Origin of the sequence: Massilia sp. Root351 (genome assembly GCF_001425045.1) — a bacterium.
Classification (GTDB): domain Bacteria; phylum Pseudomonadota; class Gammaproteobacteria; order Burkholderiales; family Burkholderiaceae_D; genus Rugamonas.
Genome location: NZ_LMDJ01000001.1, coordinates 1,053,965 through 1,068,166, shown reverse-complemented (window position 1 = coordinate 1,068,166; position 14,202 = coordinate 1,053,965). Strand labels below are relative to the sequence as shown.

The 14,202-nt window shown below is 65.2% G+C and carries 10 protein-coding genes; all 10 read right to left on the bottom strand.

All coding sequences use genetic code 11. From position 1 onward, the window contains the following. The 10 genes from ASD15_RS04680 to rimP all read right to left on the bottom strand — a co-directional run bounded on the left by ASD15_RS04680 (nt 1) and on the right by rimP (nt 13,928). Nucleotides 1-1,305, bottom strand: coding sequence for an acetate/propionate family kinase (locus ASD15_RS04680; RefSeq protein ID WP_057153730.1), 1,305 nt, complete (start codon nt 1,303-1,305; stop codon nt 1-3). Nucleotides 1,306-1,317: 12 nt separating this feature from the next. Further along, nucleotides 1,318-2,277, bottom strand: coding sequence for a phosphate acetyltransferase (locus tag ASD15_RS04675; RefSeq protein WP_057153528.1), 960 nt, complete (start codon nt 2,275-2,277; stop codon nt 1,318-1,320). After that, nucleotides 2,274-4,547 carry a DUF3141 domain-containing protein gene (locus tag ASD15_RS04670; protein WP_082551534.1) on the bottom strand — a complete coding sequence of 758 codons (2,274 nt, stop codon included), beginning with the start codon at nt 4,545-4,547 and terminating at the stop codon, nt 2,274-2,276. Before ASD15_RS04670 ends, ASD15_RS04675 begins: the two co-directional genes overlap by 4 nt. A gap of 180 nt (nt 4,548-4,727) precedes the next feature. Further along, on the bottom strand, nt 4,728-6,560 hold the full coding sequence (gene typA, locus ASD15_RS04665; protein WP_057153527.1) for a translational GTPase TypA: 1,833 nt from the start codon (nt 6,558-6,560) through the stop codon (nt 4,728-4,730). 147 nt (nt 6,561-6,707) lie between these two features. Then, nucleotides 6,708-7,388, bottom strand: coding sequence for a PEP-CTERM sorting domain-containing protein (locus tag ASD15_RS04660; RefSeq protein WP_057153526.1), 681 nt, complete (start codon nt 7,386-7,388; stop codon nt 6,708-6,710). 133 nt (nt 7,389-7,521) lie between these two features. After that, the gene (gene truB / locus ASD15_RS04655) at nt 7,522-8,454 is read right to left on the bottom strand and encodes a tRNA pseudouridine(55) synthase TruB (RefSeq protein WP_057153525.1); all 933 of its coding nucleotides are present in this window, start codon (nt 8,452-8,454) and stop codon (nt 7,522-7,524) included. Continuing rightward, nucleotides 8,454-8,873, bottom strand: a complete 420-nt coding sequence (gene rbfA / locus ASD15_RS04650; RefSeq protein WP_057153524.1) for a 30S ribosome-binding factor RbfA — start codon at nt 8,871-8,873, stop codon at nt 8,454-8,456. The genes truB and rbfA overlap by 1 nt, the downstream gene beginning before the upstream one ends. A gap of 84 nt (nt 8,874-8,957) precedes the next feature. Continuing rightward, nucleotides 8,958-11,831 (bottom strand): translation initiation factor IF-2, encoded by a 2,874-nt coding sequence (gene infB / locus ASD15_RS04645; protein ID WP_057153523.1) that lies wholly within the window; start codon nt 11,829-11,831, stop codon nt 8,958-8,960. A gap of 46 nt (nt 11,832-11,877) precedes the next feature. Beyond that, the gene (gene nusA, locus ASD15_RS04640; RefSeq protein WP_056399544.1) at nt 11,878-13,443 is read right to left on the bottom strand and encodes a transcription termination factor NusA; all 1,566 of its coding nucleotides are present in this window, start codon (nt 13,441-13,443) and stop codon (nt 11,878-11,880) included. Then, complete coding sequence (gene rimP, locus ASD15_RS04635; protein ID WP_056399542.1) at nt 13,440-13,928, bottom strand: ribosome maturation factor RimP; 489 nt, start codon at nt 13,926-13,928, stop codon at nt 13,440-13,442. Before rimP ends, nusA begins: the two co-directional genes overlap by 4 nt. Between the last annotated feature and the right edge of the window lie 274 nt (nt 13,929-14,202).

Genomic DNA, 14,202 nt, shown 5'->3' with positions numbered 1-14,202 from the left:
CTAGGCCTCCAGCAGGGATTGCGCGTGGCGCGCGATCATCAATTCTTCGTTGGCGGGGACCACCCAGACCGGCACCGCACTGCCCGCCGCGCTGATGCGGAAGGCGCCGGCGGCAGTGGCGTGCGGACCGGCGCCGGCTTCGTTCGCGGCCGGGTCCAGCTGCACGCCGAGCCAGGCGGCGTCGCGGCAAACGGCGCTGCGCAGCGCGACGCTGTTCTCGCCTATGCCGCCGGAAAACACGATGCCGTCCAGCCCGCCAAGCGCGGCCGCCAGCGAACCGAGTTCGCGGCCGATGCGGTACACCATCAGGTCGATGGCCAGCCTGGCGCGCGGGTCGCCGCTCTGCTCCAGCGTGCGCATGTCCGACGAAATGCCGGACACCCCGAGCAGGCCGGACTGCTGGTACAACAGGCGCTGGATATCGCTCTGCCCCATTTTCAGTTCCTCCATCAGGTACAGCACCACGCCCGGGTCGACGCTGCCGCAGCGCGTGCCCATGGGCAGGCCGTCGATGGCGGTGAAGCCCATGGTGCTGGCCACGCTGCGCCCGGCGCGCAGGGCGCACATGCTGGCGCCGTTGCCCAGGTGCGCCGCCACCACGCGCCCGCCGGCCAGCTGCGCGGCCAGGCGCGCGGCGGCGGACGGCGCGCCGCCCAGCAGCACCGGCAGCGCGCCCGCCTGCGGCTCGGCCGGCGCGGCCCGTGCCGCAGGCGCCTGGTCCAGCGCAGGCAGCACGCTGGCGATGTATTCGTAGGACAGCCCGTGGAAACCGTAGCGCCGCACCCCGCGCCCGGTGATTTCCGGCGGCAGCGCGAATGCTTGCGCCAGCGGCGGCTGGGTGCTGTGAAAGGCGGTGTCGAAGCAGCCCACCTGCAGCACCTGCGGCGCCAGCGCCAGGATGCTGCGCACCGGCGCCAGGTTGTGCGGCTGGTGCAGCGGCGCCAGCGGCACCAGCTTGTCCAACTGCGCCAGCACGTCCGCGTCCAGCTTCACCGGACCGCTGAAACCTGTGCCGCCGTGAACGATGCGGTGGCCTATCGCCACCACGCGGTGCCCTTGCAGGTGGCCCTGCGCGTAGCCCACCAGATAGCGCATGGCTTCGTCATGCGCCAGCGGCGCGCCGGGCCATACATGCTCGGCGGACGGCCGCCCTGCCCCGTCCTGCGCCGTAAAGCGGGTCTGGCCCGCGTACAGGTTTTCTATCTTGCCCTTGGCCCGCAGCTGCAAGTCCCCGCCCGCATACATCGAGAACTTGATGCTGGACGACCCGGCGTTGATGACGATGACCGCATCGTCCGCGCGCATGGCCGCCATCGGCTAGCTCCCCAGCAGCTTGGCGCCGGCCAGCTTGCTGTGCGCGATCAGCGCGGCCACCGCGCACGAAGCCAGGCGCGCCTGCACCGAGTCCGCGCGGCTGGTCAGGATCACCGGCACCCGCGCGCCCAGCACGATGCCGGCCGCATCCGCACCGGCCATGAAGGTCAGGCTCTTGGCCAGCACGTTGCCGGTTTCCAGGTCCGGCACCAGCAGCACGTTGGCGCGGCCCGCCACCGGCGAGTGCAGCTGCTTGACCTGCGCCGCGGCCAGGCTGACCGCATTGTCCAGCGCCAGCGGGCCGTCCAGCAACGCGCCGGTGATCTGGCCCCGGTCCGCCATCTTGCACAGCGCCGCCGCTTCGATGGTGGACGGGATTTTCGGATTGACCGTTTCCACCGCCGACAGGATGGCCACGCGCACCTCGTCGAACGCCAGGATGTGCGCCAGGTCGATGGCGTTTTGCGCGATGTCCACCTTGTCGGCCAGCGTGGGCGCGATATTGACGGCGGCGTCGGTGACGATCAGCGGTTCGGGAAAGCCCGGCACGTCCATGATGAAACAGTGGCTGAGGCGGCGCGCGGTGCGCAGCCCGCCTTCGGCCTGCACCACCGCGCCCATCAGTTCATCGGTGTGCAGGCTGCCCTTCATCAGGGCGGCCGCGTGGCCTTCGCGCACCAGCTGCACGGCGCGCTGCGCGGAGGCGTGGCTGTGCTCGGTGGCCACGATGGCCAGGCTGGAGATGTCCAGGTCCGCTTCGGCGGCGGCGGCGCGGATGCGCGCTTCCGGGCCGACCAGGACGGGCGTCATCAGGCCCAGCCGCGCCGCGTCCAGCGCAGACTCCAGCGCGTTGCGGTCGCAGGGGTGCGCCACCGCCACCACCGGCGCGTCCACCGCCTGCGCGGCGGCAATCAAACGGTCGTAATGGGCGTGTGCGCGGCCAGCGGCCGCCGCAGCGCTCATGCCTGCTCCTTGTGCGTCAGCTTGGCCGGGGGCTTGGCCGAAGGCGGGTCGACGGCGACAGCAGCGGCCAGGTTCAGCGCCGCGCCGGCGTGGCTGTTGAATACCGATGCCACGCGCTCCATGCGCTCGGCCGCCTCGCCGCTCAGCGCACCGGCCGCGCCGGCCACCTGGCGCACCACGTCCAGCGCGCGCGCGCGCTCTTCCGGCTCGGGGGGAAGCAAGGCCGGCAGCGCGGCGAAACCGGCCGCCTCGTCCCACGACAGGATCTGCGCCTGCTGCTGCACCAGTTCCTTGAAATGGGTCAGCGTCATCAGCTGGCCGGCGCGCGAGTGGGCGCGCAATTCGCGCAGCGTGGCATAGGCCCGCTCATCCGCCGCGCGCAGCTCGGGCGCGCGGAACACGTACAGCAGCGCGCGCACGATGGCTTCCACCGTGCCGCCGACGGCGGCCTGCTCCACCAGCTTGGCGCGCGCCGACGCGGCCACGGTCTCGCGGGCGATGTCGCGCCCCAGCTGGCGCACGCGCTGGTCGTCCGCGCGCAGGCCGACCAGCGCCTGCAGCACCGGCGAGCCGTACAGGTTCATGAAATAGCGCTCGACGGCGGCGTCGCGCACGTCGCGGTACTGGTCCAGCAGCGCCACGATCTGGCGCGAAAAGGCTTCCTGCAGGGCGATGAAGATGTTGTCCGGCGCCGCCGGGCGGCGCTGGGCGCGGACCCGCTCGGCCAGCTTGTCTATGCCGTGCAGCAGCGGATTCTTGCTGGAGTAGACGCGGTAGCGCAGCCGGTAAGGATGCAGCTGGCGCAGCGCCTCGGCACTCTGGTCGTTCATGGCCGAACGCAGCAGCGGGCTGACGAAGGTGCGGTACAGGCCCACGTTTACGTCCGACACGCGCGCCACGGCGGCGAAGCGGCGCTCGTCCTCGGCGTCGTTGCCGCCCAGCGCGCGCAGGTCGTCCAGGAAGCGGCGCTCGAAGCGCATCACGTAATTACCGGTAGCCAGCGCCGCGTTCAGCGTCTCCGGCGTCTTTTCCAGGAACACCGCTTCGTACAGGCCGGGCGGCAGCACGTCGATCAAGTCCATGGCGGAGGTGAATTCCTCGTGCTCCTTGTTGGCCACCGTGGCCGAGACGAAGATGCCGAGGTGGCCGATGGTTTCGTGCATGGCGTAGATGATGGTCTGGCCGCTCATGGCCAGCGCCTCGTCGTCCTGATACATGTCCAGCACCCAGCCCAGCGCCTGGTGGGGCGGCGTGATGTCGTCGCCCCAGGAACAGAACACCACGATGGGCGACTTCACGTTGCGCAGGTCGATGCGGCGGCCGGTGGAGTCGTGGATCGAGCCGGAACTGAGGCGGTTGCCGACGAACAGGTTGTCGGCGATGTACTGCATCTCGGGCGCGTTCAGCAGCACCGGGTTGCCCCACCACTTTTCAAATTCCAGGAAGCGCTGCGCCTCGCTGTCCACCTGCGCGTACACCTTGTACTCCTTCTTCCACCAGGTGTTGGCCGGGTTCATGCTCTCGAAGTTGCTGACCAGGTGGGCGCCGTCAAACACGCCGTTGCCCAGGTCCCCGGAAAACGCGGTCAGCCAGGTGCCGCCGAGCAGGCCGCCCAGGTAGCGCAAGGGGTTCTTGCCGTGCACGCCGTTCCAGTAGGACAGCGGCGCCCCGGCCAGCACCAGCGGCCCGGGCAGGTCCGGATTCAGCGCGGCGGTCATCATGATTTGCCAGCCGGCCTGGCAATTGCCGATCAGGGCCGGCTTGCCGTCCGCATCCGGATGCAGCTCGGCCACCCTGGCGATGAAGCGCGCCTCGGCGCGGCATACATCCTCGATGGTCTGGCCGTGCACCGGCTGCGGCAGGAAGCCGACGAAGTAGCAGGGATGGCCGGCGCGCAGCACCACGCCGATTTCGCTGTCGTGCTTCATGCCGCCGATGCCGGGGCCGTGCCCGGCGCGCGGGTCGAACACGATGAAGGGCCGGCGGCTCGCGTCCACTGCCACGCCCTCGGGCGGGCGGATCTTCAGCAGGCCGTAGTTGACCGGGCGTTCCAGGTCGCGGCCGTCCAGCACCACGTCGAATTCAAAGTTCAGTACATGGGGCGCGGCCTGCGCCACGCTTTCCGCATGGTCGTCGCCGCGCTGGCGCAGCACATCCATGAACAGCACCGAGCGCTGCCAGGCGTCGATCCAGTACTCGCCGGCCTGCCTGGCGATGTCGAAGGGCGTACCGGGCCAGGCCGGCTGGAATACATTGGTTCTGTCGTTCACGCTGAATCCCCTTTTGCTGTGTGCGCTGCACAATTGAGCTTCCGGACTGGCATTCAGTATAGCAGCAATGGAAAAGTGACAATTAGTTTAGCACGCTATGGTGCGCTGCAAAACGACGCGGACAGACAAAAAAAACCGCCGCCCCTTGCGGGTGCGGCGGTTTTCATGGCAGCGAGGCGATTACGCTTCGCGGGAAGCTTTTTTACGCTCGTGCTCTTTCAGGAAGCGCTTGCGCAGGCGGATCGATTTCGGGGTGATCTCCACCAGTTCGTCGTCGTCGATGAATTCGACTGCGTATTCCAGCGACATCTGGATAGGCGGCACCAGGCGCACCGCTTCGTCGGTACCCGACGAACGCACGTTGGTCAGCTGCTTGCCCTTGATCGGGTTGACCACCAGGTCGTTGTCACGCGAGTGGATACCGATGATCATGCCCTCGTACACCGGGTCGTTGTGGACCACGAACATGCGGCCGCGATCCTGCAGTTTCCAGATGGCGTAGGCCACGGCGGCGCCGTCGTCCTGCGAGATCAGCACGCCGTTGCGGCGGCCGCCCAGTTCACCCTTGGTGTTGTCGACCGGACCGTAAGCGTCGAACACGTGGCTCATCAGGCCGGTGCCGCGGGTCAGGGTCATGAATTCGCCCTGGAAGCCGATCAGGCCACGCGCAGGGATGCGGTACTCCAGGCGCACGCGGCCTTTGCCGTCCGATTCCATGTTCTGCAGGTCGCCGCGGCGGCGGCCCAGCTCTTCCATCACGCCGCCCTGGTTGACTTCTTCCACGTCGACACTCAGCTGCTCAAACGGCTCGTGGCGCACGCCATCGACCATCTTGAACACCACGCGTGGACGGGACACGGCCAGCTCGAAACCTTCGCGGCGCATGTTTTCGATCAGGATGGTCAGGTGCAGTTCGCCGCGGCCCGATACTTCGAAGGTGGTGTCGTCGTCGGTCGGGGCGACGCGCAGCGCCACGTTGGCTTTCAGTTCCTTGTCCAGGCGGTCGCGCAGCTGGCGCGAAGTAACGAACTTGCCTTCGCGGCCGGCCAGCGGCGAGTTGTTGACCATGAAGTTCATGGTCAGGGTAGGTTCGTCGACGGTCAGCATCGGCAGCGCTTCCGGGGTGTCCGGTGCGCACACGGTCGAGCCGATGCCGATTTCTTCGATACCGTTGATCAGGATGATGTCGCCGGCGACGGCTTCGTCAACCAGCACGCGCTCCAGGCCCTTGAAGTTCAGCACCTGGTTGATGCGGCCTTTTTGCGGGGTGGTGCCTGGACCGTTCATGAACACGACGTCCTGGCCGGCTTTGACGCGGCCACGGGACACGCGGCCGATGCCGATCTTGCCCACGTAGGACGAATAGTCCAGCGAGGTGATTTGCATCTGCAGCGGGCCGTCCGGATTGTCGTCGCGCACCGGGACGAACTTCAAAATGGCGTCGAACAGCGGCTTCATGTCGCCGCCGCGCACGTCTTCGGTCAGGCCGGCATAGCCGTTCAGGCCCGATGCGTACACGATAGGGAAGTCCAGCTGCTCGTCGGTGGCGCCCAGCTTGTCGAACAGTTCGAAGGTCTGGTTGATGGCCCAGTCGGCGCGCGCGCCCGGACGGTCGATCTTGTTGACCACGACGATAGGCTTCAGGCCCAGGGCCAGCGCCTTGCGGGTCACGAAGCGGGTCTGTGGCATCGGGCCTTCCTGCGCATCGATCAGCAGCAGAACCGAATCAACCATCGACAGCACGCGCTCCACTTCGCCGCCGAAGTCGGCGTGGCCTGGGGTGTCGACGATGTTGATGTGGGTGCCTTCGTATTCGACGGCGCAGTTTTTCGACAGAATCGTAATGCCGCGCTCTTTTTCGAGGTCGTTCGAGTCCATCACGCGGGTGTCGACGGCCTGGTTTTCACGGAAGGTGCCGGACTGCTTCAGCAGCTGGTCCACGAGGGTGGTTTTGCCGTGGTCAACGTGGGCGATGATGGCGATATTGCGAATTGCGCGTTTAGTATTAGACATAGTCGTTATAAGTACAGAAAAACTGCGGGTGCGTACAGGGCGTACAAGGCGCATACGGCGCGTACGAGGGGCACGGGAGTGGCGCAAACCGAAATAGCGGCCACTGGAACCCACTAGTATAGCACGTACTGCACCGCAATAAAAACTTTACGCGACCGCCCCGTCCCGCTGTGGCGCGGCGCCCAGGTGCGGCGCCATAGCGCCCCCTGGCCGCCCTTCCCGGCGCCGCCGGCGCGCTGCGGCCAGCGCGAGCAGGCTGATGCCCATCAGCGCCGCCGTGCCCGGTTCCGGCACTGCCGCCGCCGCGTTTTCAAAGCGCAGGTTATCGATCGCGATGGCCCCGTTGACCACCGGGTCGGTGTGGATCACCACGCGGTCGAAACCGGACAGGAATTCAATGCCGATGAAACTGCCGCCCGCGCCGTCGCCGACAGTGTCAAAGAAGGCGCTCCCCACCAGGGTGTTGCCCAGGTAGGCGAACACGGTGGTGTCATCCTCCGGGTTGGTGGTGGCGTCGAAGCCGAGGCGGGTGATGACGGAATTGAACAGCACTTCGCCGTTCAGGGCGGGATTGTTGCCGTCGAATTTCAGCGCCACCTTGCTGGCGGGCGCCGGCGAGGTCTGGTAGACATCCAGGTTGAAATTGAGAAAAGTGGCGCCCAGCGCAGCATACTGGGAACCGATCTGGCCGGCTGTCGCGTCATTGAAATTAATCAGGGTGGGAGCGCTGAAGCCGCCGGCGCCGATCACGGCGGCATGGGCGGTGCCGGCGCAAGCGTGCGCGGCCAGCAGCAGTGCGCAGGCCAGTTTGGCGAAAACTGTTTTCATCGGGAAATCCTTATGATTGAGGGTTCCCAGACGAAAGCAGAAAATGTGCCATACAGACAACATCAGGCGGTCTCGGTTTTCTTCCACAATTATGTAAGGAAAACCGACACTGGCCAGCGGATGATTGGCAGGGTCAGGCGCCGACCGCGATCAGGCGTTCCGGCGCCAGGATATCGTACTCGCCCAGCTGGGCGGTGCCGAGCAGCTTCTCGCCCAGGTAGACGCGCACGCGGCCCGGCACCTGCGCCAGCATGGGCGGCGTGACGGCAGGCTCCTTGCCCAGCGGCAGGCGTTGCCCGTTCAGGAAGCGCCTGGCCAGTTCCTCGGTCAGCTGCACCGCCGGAAAGGACGACAGCAGCGCGTCCACCGGCGCCAGCAGTTCCAGCGGGGCCGGGTGGGCAGCCACCTGTTCCAAGGTCACCACGTCCGTCATCACCAGGTCGCCGACCTGGATGCGGCGCAACGCGTTCAAATGCGCGCCGCAGCCCAGCGCGGCGCCGATGTCTTCGCCCAGCACCCGGATGTAAGTGCCCTTGCTGCACTTGACTTCCAGCTTCAGGAACGGCGCCTCGTAGCTGACAAATTCCAGCCTGTGGATGGTGACCGGGCGCGCCTCGCGCTCCAGGGTCACGCCGGCGCGGGCGTATTCATACAGCGGCTTGCCGTCGCGCTTGAGGGCCGAGTACATCGGCGGCACTTGCTCGATGGGGCCGCGGAAGCGTTGCAGCACGGCCTCGATCTGCTCGCGCGTGACGTTCACCGCGTGCGTTTCGATGACCTGGCCTTCGGTGTCGCCGGTGTCGGTACGCTGGCCCAGGTGCACCGTGGTCAGGTAGGTCTTGTCGGCTTCCAGCAAGTCCTGCGAGAACTTGGTGGCTTCGCCGAAGCACAGCGGCAACAGGCCGGTGGCGAACGGGTCCAGCGTGCCGGTGTGGCCCGCCTTCTTCGCGTTCAGCATGCGCTTGGCCTTGATCAGCGCGTCGTTGGAGGACAGGCCGACCGGCTTGTCGAGCAGCAGCACGCCGTCCACGAGGTCGCGGACGCGTTTGACTTTCGGCTGGTTCATCAGGCTTCGCCGTTGCCCTTGTCGCCGCCGGCGTCGCCGTCGTCATCGAGCGCGCGGGTGGCGTTGGCCTGGTCGATCAGCGCGGACAGCTCCATGCCGCGCGAGGCGGACATGTCGTGGTGGAAGTGCAGCGCCGGCAGCGTGTGGATGTGCAGGCGCTTGCCCAGCATATTGCGCAGGTAGCCGGAGGCCGCGTTCAGGCCGGCCAGCGTGTTCTTCACGGTTTCCGGATCGTCCTTCAGCATGGTGAAATAGATCTTGGCGTGCGCGTAGTCCGGCGTGAGCTGGACTTCGGACAGCGTGATCATGCCCACGCGCGGGTCCTTCAGTTCGTAGGCGATCAGTACCGACAGGTCCTTCTGGATCTGGTCGGCCACGCGCAGGCCGCGCGCGGGGATGGTTTTGCTATGTTTTGCCATGATGTCTTACCTAAAAAAATTGGCGGGCCAATGAAACCGGGGGCTCGCCCCGGTTCCACTGACCCGCCAGTGCGCCGACCGCTATTACAGCGTACGGGCGATTTCCTGCACTTCGAACACTTCCAGGGTGTCGCCAACCTGGATGTCGTTGTAGTTCTTCAGCGACAAGCCGCATTCCAGACCGGCGCGTACTTCTTTCGCATCGTCCTTGAAGCGCTTGAGCGAATCGATCTCGCCGGTCCACACCACGATGTTGTTGCGCAGCAGACGAACCGAGGAAACACGCTTGACCACACCGTCGGTAACCAGGCAGCCGGCAATCGCGCCGACCTTGGAGACCAGGATGACCTGGCGTACTTCGACCTGGCCGGTAACCTGCTCGCGGCGCTCTGGCGCCAGCATGCCGGACAGGGCTGCCTTCACCTCTTCGATCGCGTCGTAGATGATGTTGTAGTAGCGGATGTCCACGCCGTTCGACTCGGCCAGCTTGCGCGCCTGTGCATCGGCACGGGCGTTGAAGCCGATGATGACCGCTTTCGAGGCCACAGCCAGGTTGACGTCCGATTCCGTGATGCCGCCCACCGCAGCGTGTACAACCTGTACGCGCACTTCGGAGGTCGACAGCTTCTGCAGCGAGGATACCAGCGCCTCTTGCGAACCCTGCACGTCGGTCTTGACGATCAGCGGCAGGTTCTTCACTTCGCCTTCGGCCATCTGTTCGAACATGTTTTCCAGCTTGGCGGCCTGCTGCTTGGCCAGTTTCACGTCGCGGAACTTACCTTGACGGAACAGGCCGATCTCGCGGGCCTTGCGTTCGTCGGCCATGACCATGACTTCTTCACCGGCGGCCGGCACTTCGGTCAGGCCCTGGATTTCGACCGGGATCGATGGACCGGCTTCGGCCACTGCCTTGCCGTTCTCGTCCAGCATGGCGCGCACGCGGCCATACGAGGAACCCGCCAGCACGACGTCGCCGCGCTTCAGCGTACCGGACTGCACCAGGATGGTGGCCACAGGACCCTTACCCTTGTCCAGGCGGGCTTCCACCACCAGGCCGCGCGCTGGCGCGTCGACCGGTGCCTTCAGTTCCAGCACTTCGGCTTGCAGCAGCACTTGCTCGAGCAGGTCGTCGATGCCCTGGCCGGTTTTGGCCGACACCGGCACGAACGGCGAGTCGCCGCCGTATTCTTCCGGCACCACTTGTTCGGAGATCAGTTCCTGCGTCACGCGCTCCAGGTTGCCGCCCGGTTTGTCGATCTTGTTGATCGCCACCACCAGCGGTACGCCTGCAGCTTTCGCGTGGGCGATCGCTTCCTTCGTTTGCGGCATCACGCCGTCGTCCGCCGCCACCACCAGGATGACGATGTCGGTGGCCTTGGCGCCACGGGCACGCATGGCCGTAAAGGCTTCGTGGCCCGGGGTGTCCAGGAAGGTGATGATGCCGCGCGGCGTTTCGACGTGGTATGCGCCGATGTGCTGCGTGATGCCGCCGGCTTCGCCCGACGCCACCTTGGCGCGGCGGATGTAGTCCAGCAGCGAGGTCTTGCCGTGGTCGACGTGACCCATGACGGTCACCACCGGTGCGCGCGAGGTGGACTCGAAGTGAGCGTGCTCACCCTGGTCGGCCAGCAGCGCTTCCGGATCGTCCTCGGCGGCAGGGTGGGCTTTGTGGCCCATCTCTTCCACCAGGATCATCGCGGTTTCCTGGTCCAGCACCTGGTTGATGGTGCACATCTGGCCCAGCTTCATCAGCTGTTTTATAACCTCGGATGCCTTGACGGACATCTTGTGCGCCAGTTCGGCCACGGTGATGGTTTCCGGCACGTGCACATCTTTGACGATGGCTTCGGTCGGGGCCTGGAAGTTGGTCTCGCGGTCGTCCGCGTGCGAACCGCCACGGCGGCCGCCGCGGCCACCGCTGCGCCAGCCGTCGCGGCCGCCGGTCGAACCGGTGTTGCCGCCACGGCCTTTGCCTGCGCCGCCGCCAGGGGCGCCGCGCTTCTTGGCGTCGTCCTGCCAGGTCGACGAGACATTGGCCGACTTGATGGATTTCTTGTCGCCGACGGCAGGCTTTTTATCGCCCGGCTTGTCGGTGGCCGGCTTCTTGTCGGCAGGCTTGTGCAGCGTGCCTTCGGCGGTCTTGGCCTTGACGGCGACCGGTGCCGGGGTTGGTTCAGGGGCTTTGATGGCGCGGCGCGGCGCGTTCATCATGGCCTTGATCTGGGCCACTTCGTCGGCCACGGCCTTGCGTGCGCGCTCGGTGGCGGCTGCGCGCTCGGCGGCTTCCTTGTTGGCCAGCTCGGCGGCTTTCTTCGCTTCTTCAGCGGCGGCGGCCTTCTTCGCTTCGGCGGCGGCGTCGACTACCACCGGCGCTGCGGCTGCAGCGGCTGGCTTGTCGGCGGCGGCCTTGGCGGCAGCGGCGGCTTTCTTGGCTTCGGCGTCGGCCGCTTTCTTCGCTTCGGCTTCGGCGGCAGCGGCGGCCTGGGCCTGGGCTTCCTTCTCCGATTCCAGCTTGGCCAGGCGCTCCTGCTTTTCACGCAGTTCCGCTTCCTGGCGGGCGATCAGCTCGGCCTGCTTGCGTGCGTCTTCCTCGCGGCGCGCCACTTCGGCGGCGTCCACCACCGGCGCGGCAGGGGCGGCGACAGGCGCCGGCTCGTCGCGCTGGACGAAGGTGCGTACTTTCTTGACCGCGACCTGGATGGTGCGGGATTTGCCCGTGGCGTCAGCCTGCTTGATCTCGGTGGTTTCCTTGCGGGTCAGCGTGATCTTTTTCTTTTCAGTGTCCGCAGCTGCACCGTGGGTACGGCGCAGATGTTCCAGCAACTTATCCTTATCATCTTTCGACAATGGATCTGACGTCGAACTCTTTTCGACGCCAGCAGAACGCAGCTGCGTCAGCAGCAAATCTGCAGGCATCTTCAGTTCGGTGGCAAATTGGGCTACGTTGTTACTCGCCATTCAGTCCTCTTTTCTATGTGTCGCGGAGATGATAAAGATACTCAAATTATGCCTTTGCGGATTCGGCCGCCGACCAGGCTTTGGCTTGCAGGGCCTTGGCGCGGTCGTCGTACTTCGAGTCAACCAACTTCATCTCATCGTCGGTCACATCTTCAAATTCACTTGCAATCAGTGCACGGGCACGGTCGGCGGACAGGGCCAGGATGGCGCCAAATTCGTCGTAAGCCAGTGCGGCAAAAGCTTCTACGGTCTTGATACCAGCCAGACCCAGCTTGCCGGCGGTGATGCGGTCCATGCCTTCCAGACCGACCAATGCCTCGTCCATGCCTTCCAGACCTTCTTCCGAGGCGATCGCCTCGGTCACCAGCGCATCGCGTGCGCGGGTCCGCAATTCATTGACGGTATCTTCGTCAAACGCATCGATTTCCAGCATTTCGGAGATCGGCACGTAAGCAATTTCTTCCAGGCTGGCAAAGCCCTCTTCCACCAGGATGTCGGCCACTTCCTGGTCGACATCCAGTTTTTCCATGAACAGCGCGCGGATCGCGGCCGTTTCCTGGGCTGCCTTGTCGGCCGATTCTTCGGCCGTCATGATGTTGATCTTCCAGCCGGTCAGCTCGGCGGCCAGGCGCACGTTCTGGCCCGAGCGGCCGATGGCGATGGCCAGGTTCTCTTCGTCCACCACCACGTCCATGGCGTGCTTCTCTTCATCGACCATGATCGACGAGACATTGGCCGGAGCCAGCGCGCCGATGACGAACTGGGCCGGATCTTCCGACCACAGCACGATGTCCACGCGCTCGCCGCCCAGCTCGCCGGTCACGGCTTGCACACGCGAACCGCGCATGCCGACGCAGGTACCGATCGGGTCGATGCGCTTGTCGGCCGTGTAGACGGCGATCTTGGCGCGCACGCCGGCGTCGCGGGCTGCGGATTTAATTTCCAGCATGCCCTGTTCGATCTCCGGCACTTCCAGCTCGAACAGCTTCATGATGAAGTCGGGAGCGGTACGCGACAGGATCACCTGCGGGCCGCGCATATTGCGGTCCACGCGCAGGATGAAGGCACGCACGCGGTCGCCGATACGCAGATTCTCCTTCGGGATCATCTGGTCGCGCGGCAGGCGCGCTTCGATCTTGCCCGATTCCACGATGGCATCGCCGCGCTCCATGCGCTTGATGGTGCCGGTCACGAGCGAGTCGCCGCGCTCCAGGAAGTCGGCCAGGATCTGTTCGCGTTCGGCATCGCGCACGCGCTGCAGCACTACCTGTTTGGTGTCCTGGGCGAAACGGCGGCCGAACTCGACCGATTCGATCGGCTCTTCGATGTGGTCGTCCACTTCGATGTCGGGGATCTGCTCTTTTGCTTCGAACAGCAGCACTTCCTGGTCAGGCAGCTGCAGGCCCGCTTCGTCGGGCACCACGTGCCAGCGGCGGAAGGATTCGAACTCGCCCGAATCGCGGTCGATCGAAACGCGGATGTCGACCTCGCCTTCGTAGCGCTTCTTCGTGGCTTGCGCCAGCGCGAACTCGAGCGCTCCAAAGACCACGTCCTTGTCGACGTTTTTCTCACGCGCCAGCGCGTCCACCAATAACAAAACTTCGCGACTCATGCTTTGCGTCCCTTAAAATCCACCTGCGGCACCAAGCGTGCCTTATCCATATCGGCGAGCGTAAACTCCAACAGCGCCGGACCATCTTTACCTTCAAACTCCAACGCCAGCTGATCGCCCTGCGGCTCCTGCAGCACGCCCTCGAAGGACTTGCGGTTGGAGGTGCCTGGCATGGCGACCTTCAGCTTGACGATGGCTTCGCAACCTGCGAAACGCGTGAAATCTTCCAATTTGCGCAGCGGCCGATCCAGGCCGGGCGACGAAATTTCCAGCCGCTCGTAGTTGACGTTTTCGACCGTCAGCACATGGCTCAGCTGGTGGCTGACCGTGGCGCAGTCTTCAACCGTGATCGGGCCTTTTTCGGCCGCATCCGCCGCGCTGAAATCGATATAGACGCGCAGCAGTCCGCGCTCGGCCCGTTCGACATCAACCAGCTCGTAGCCCAGACCGGCGACGGTCTTTTCAATTAGTTCCGGCAGTTGCAAAAAAATTCTCCGCTAAAAACGGTTCACCAAAAAAAAAATGGGCAATTGCCCATCTTCTTGTATTCCAATCCAGATGAAAGCACACTCAGCGTTAAAACCTGCGTATCACTTTTCTAGGCTGGTCATTATAACCGCCAATTGACTTCGCTGCAATGCCACATACCACAGTAGACACGCAAACAACAATCAAATCCGCCAAAAAACGGCAAGCCGCGCGAAACCAGCCAAGCTGAGCCGCATTCAGCACACTTCGGGGTCAGACCCCGATTTGGCG

Bases quoted from the DNA above. Each gene is read 5' to 3' on its own strand.
- ASD15_RS04680 (WP_057153730.1), bottom strand. From the start codon at position 1,305: ATGCGCGCGGACGATGCGGTCATCGTCATCAACGCCGGGTCGTCCAGC.
- ASD15_RS04675 (WP_057153528.1), bottom strand. From the start codon at position 2,277: ATGAGCGCTGCGGCGGCCGCTGGCCGCGCACACGCCCATTACGACCGT.
- typA (WP_057153527.1), bottom strand. From the start codon at position 6,560: ATGTCTAATACTAAACGCGCAATTCGCAATATCGCCATCATCGCCCAC.
- ASD15_RS04660 (WP_057153526.1), bottom strand. From the start codon at position 7,388: ATGAAAACAGTTTTCGCCAAACTGGCCTGCGCACTGCTGCTGGCCGCG.
- truB (WP_057153525.1), bottom strand. From the start codon at position 8,454: ATGAACCAGCCGAAAGTCAAACGCGTCCGCGACCTCGTGGACGGCGTG.
- rbfA (WP_057153524.1), bottom strand. From the start codon at position 8,873: ATGGCAAAACATAGCAAAACCATCCCCGCGCGCGGCCTGCGCGTGGCC.
- infB (WP_057153523.1), bottom strand. From the start codon at position 11,831: ATGGCGAGTAACAACGTAGCCCAATTTGCCACCGAACTGAAGATGCCT.
- nusA (WP_056399544.1), bottom strand. From the start codon at position 13,443: ATGAGTCGCGAAGTTTTGTTATTGGTGGACGCGCTGGCGCGTGAGAAA.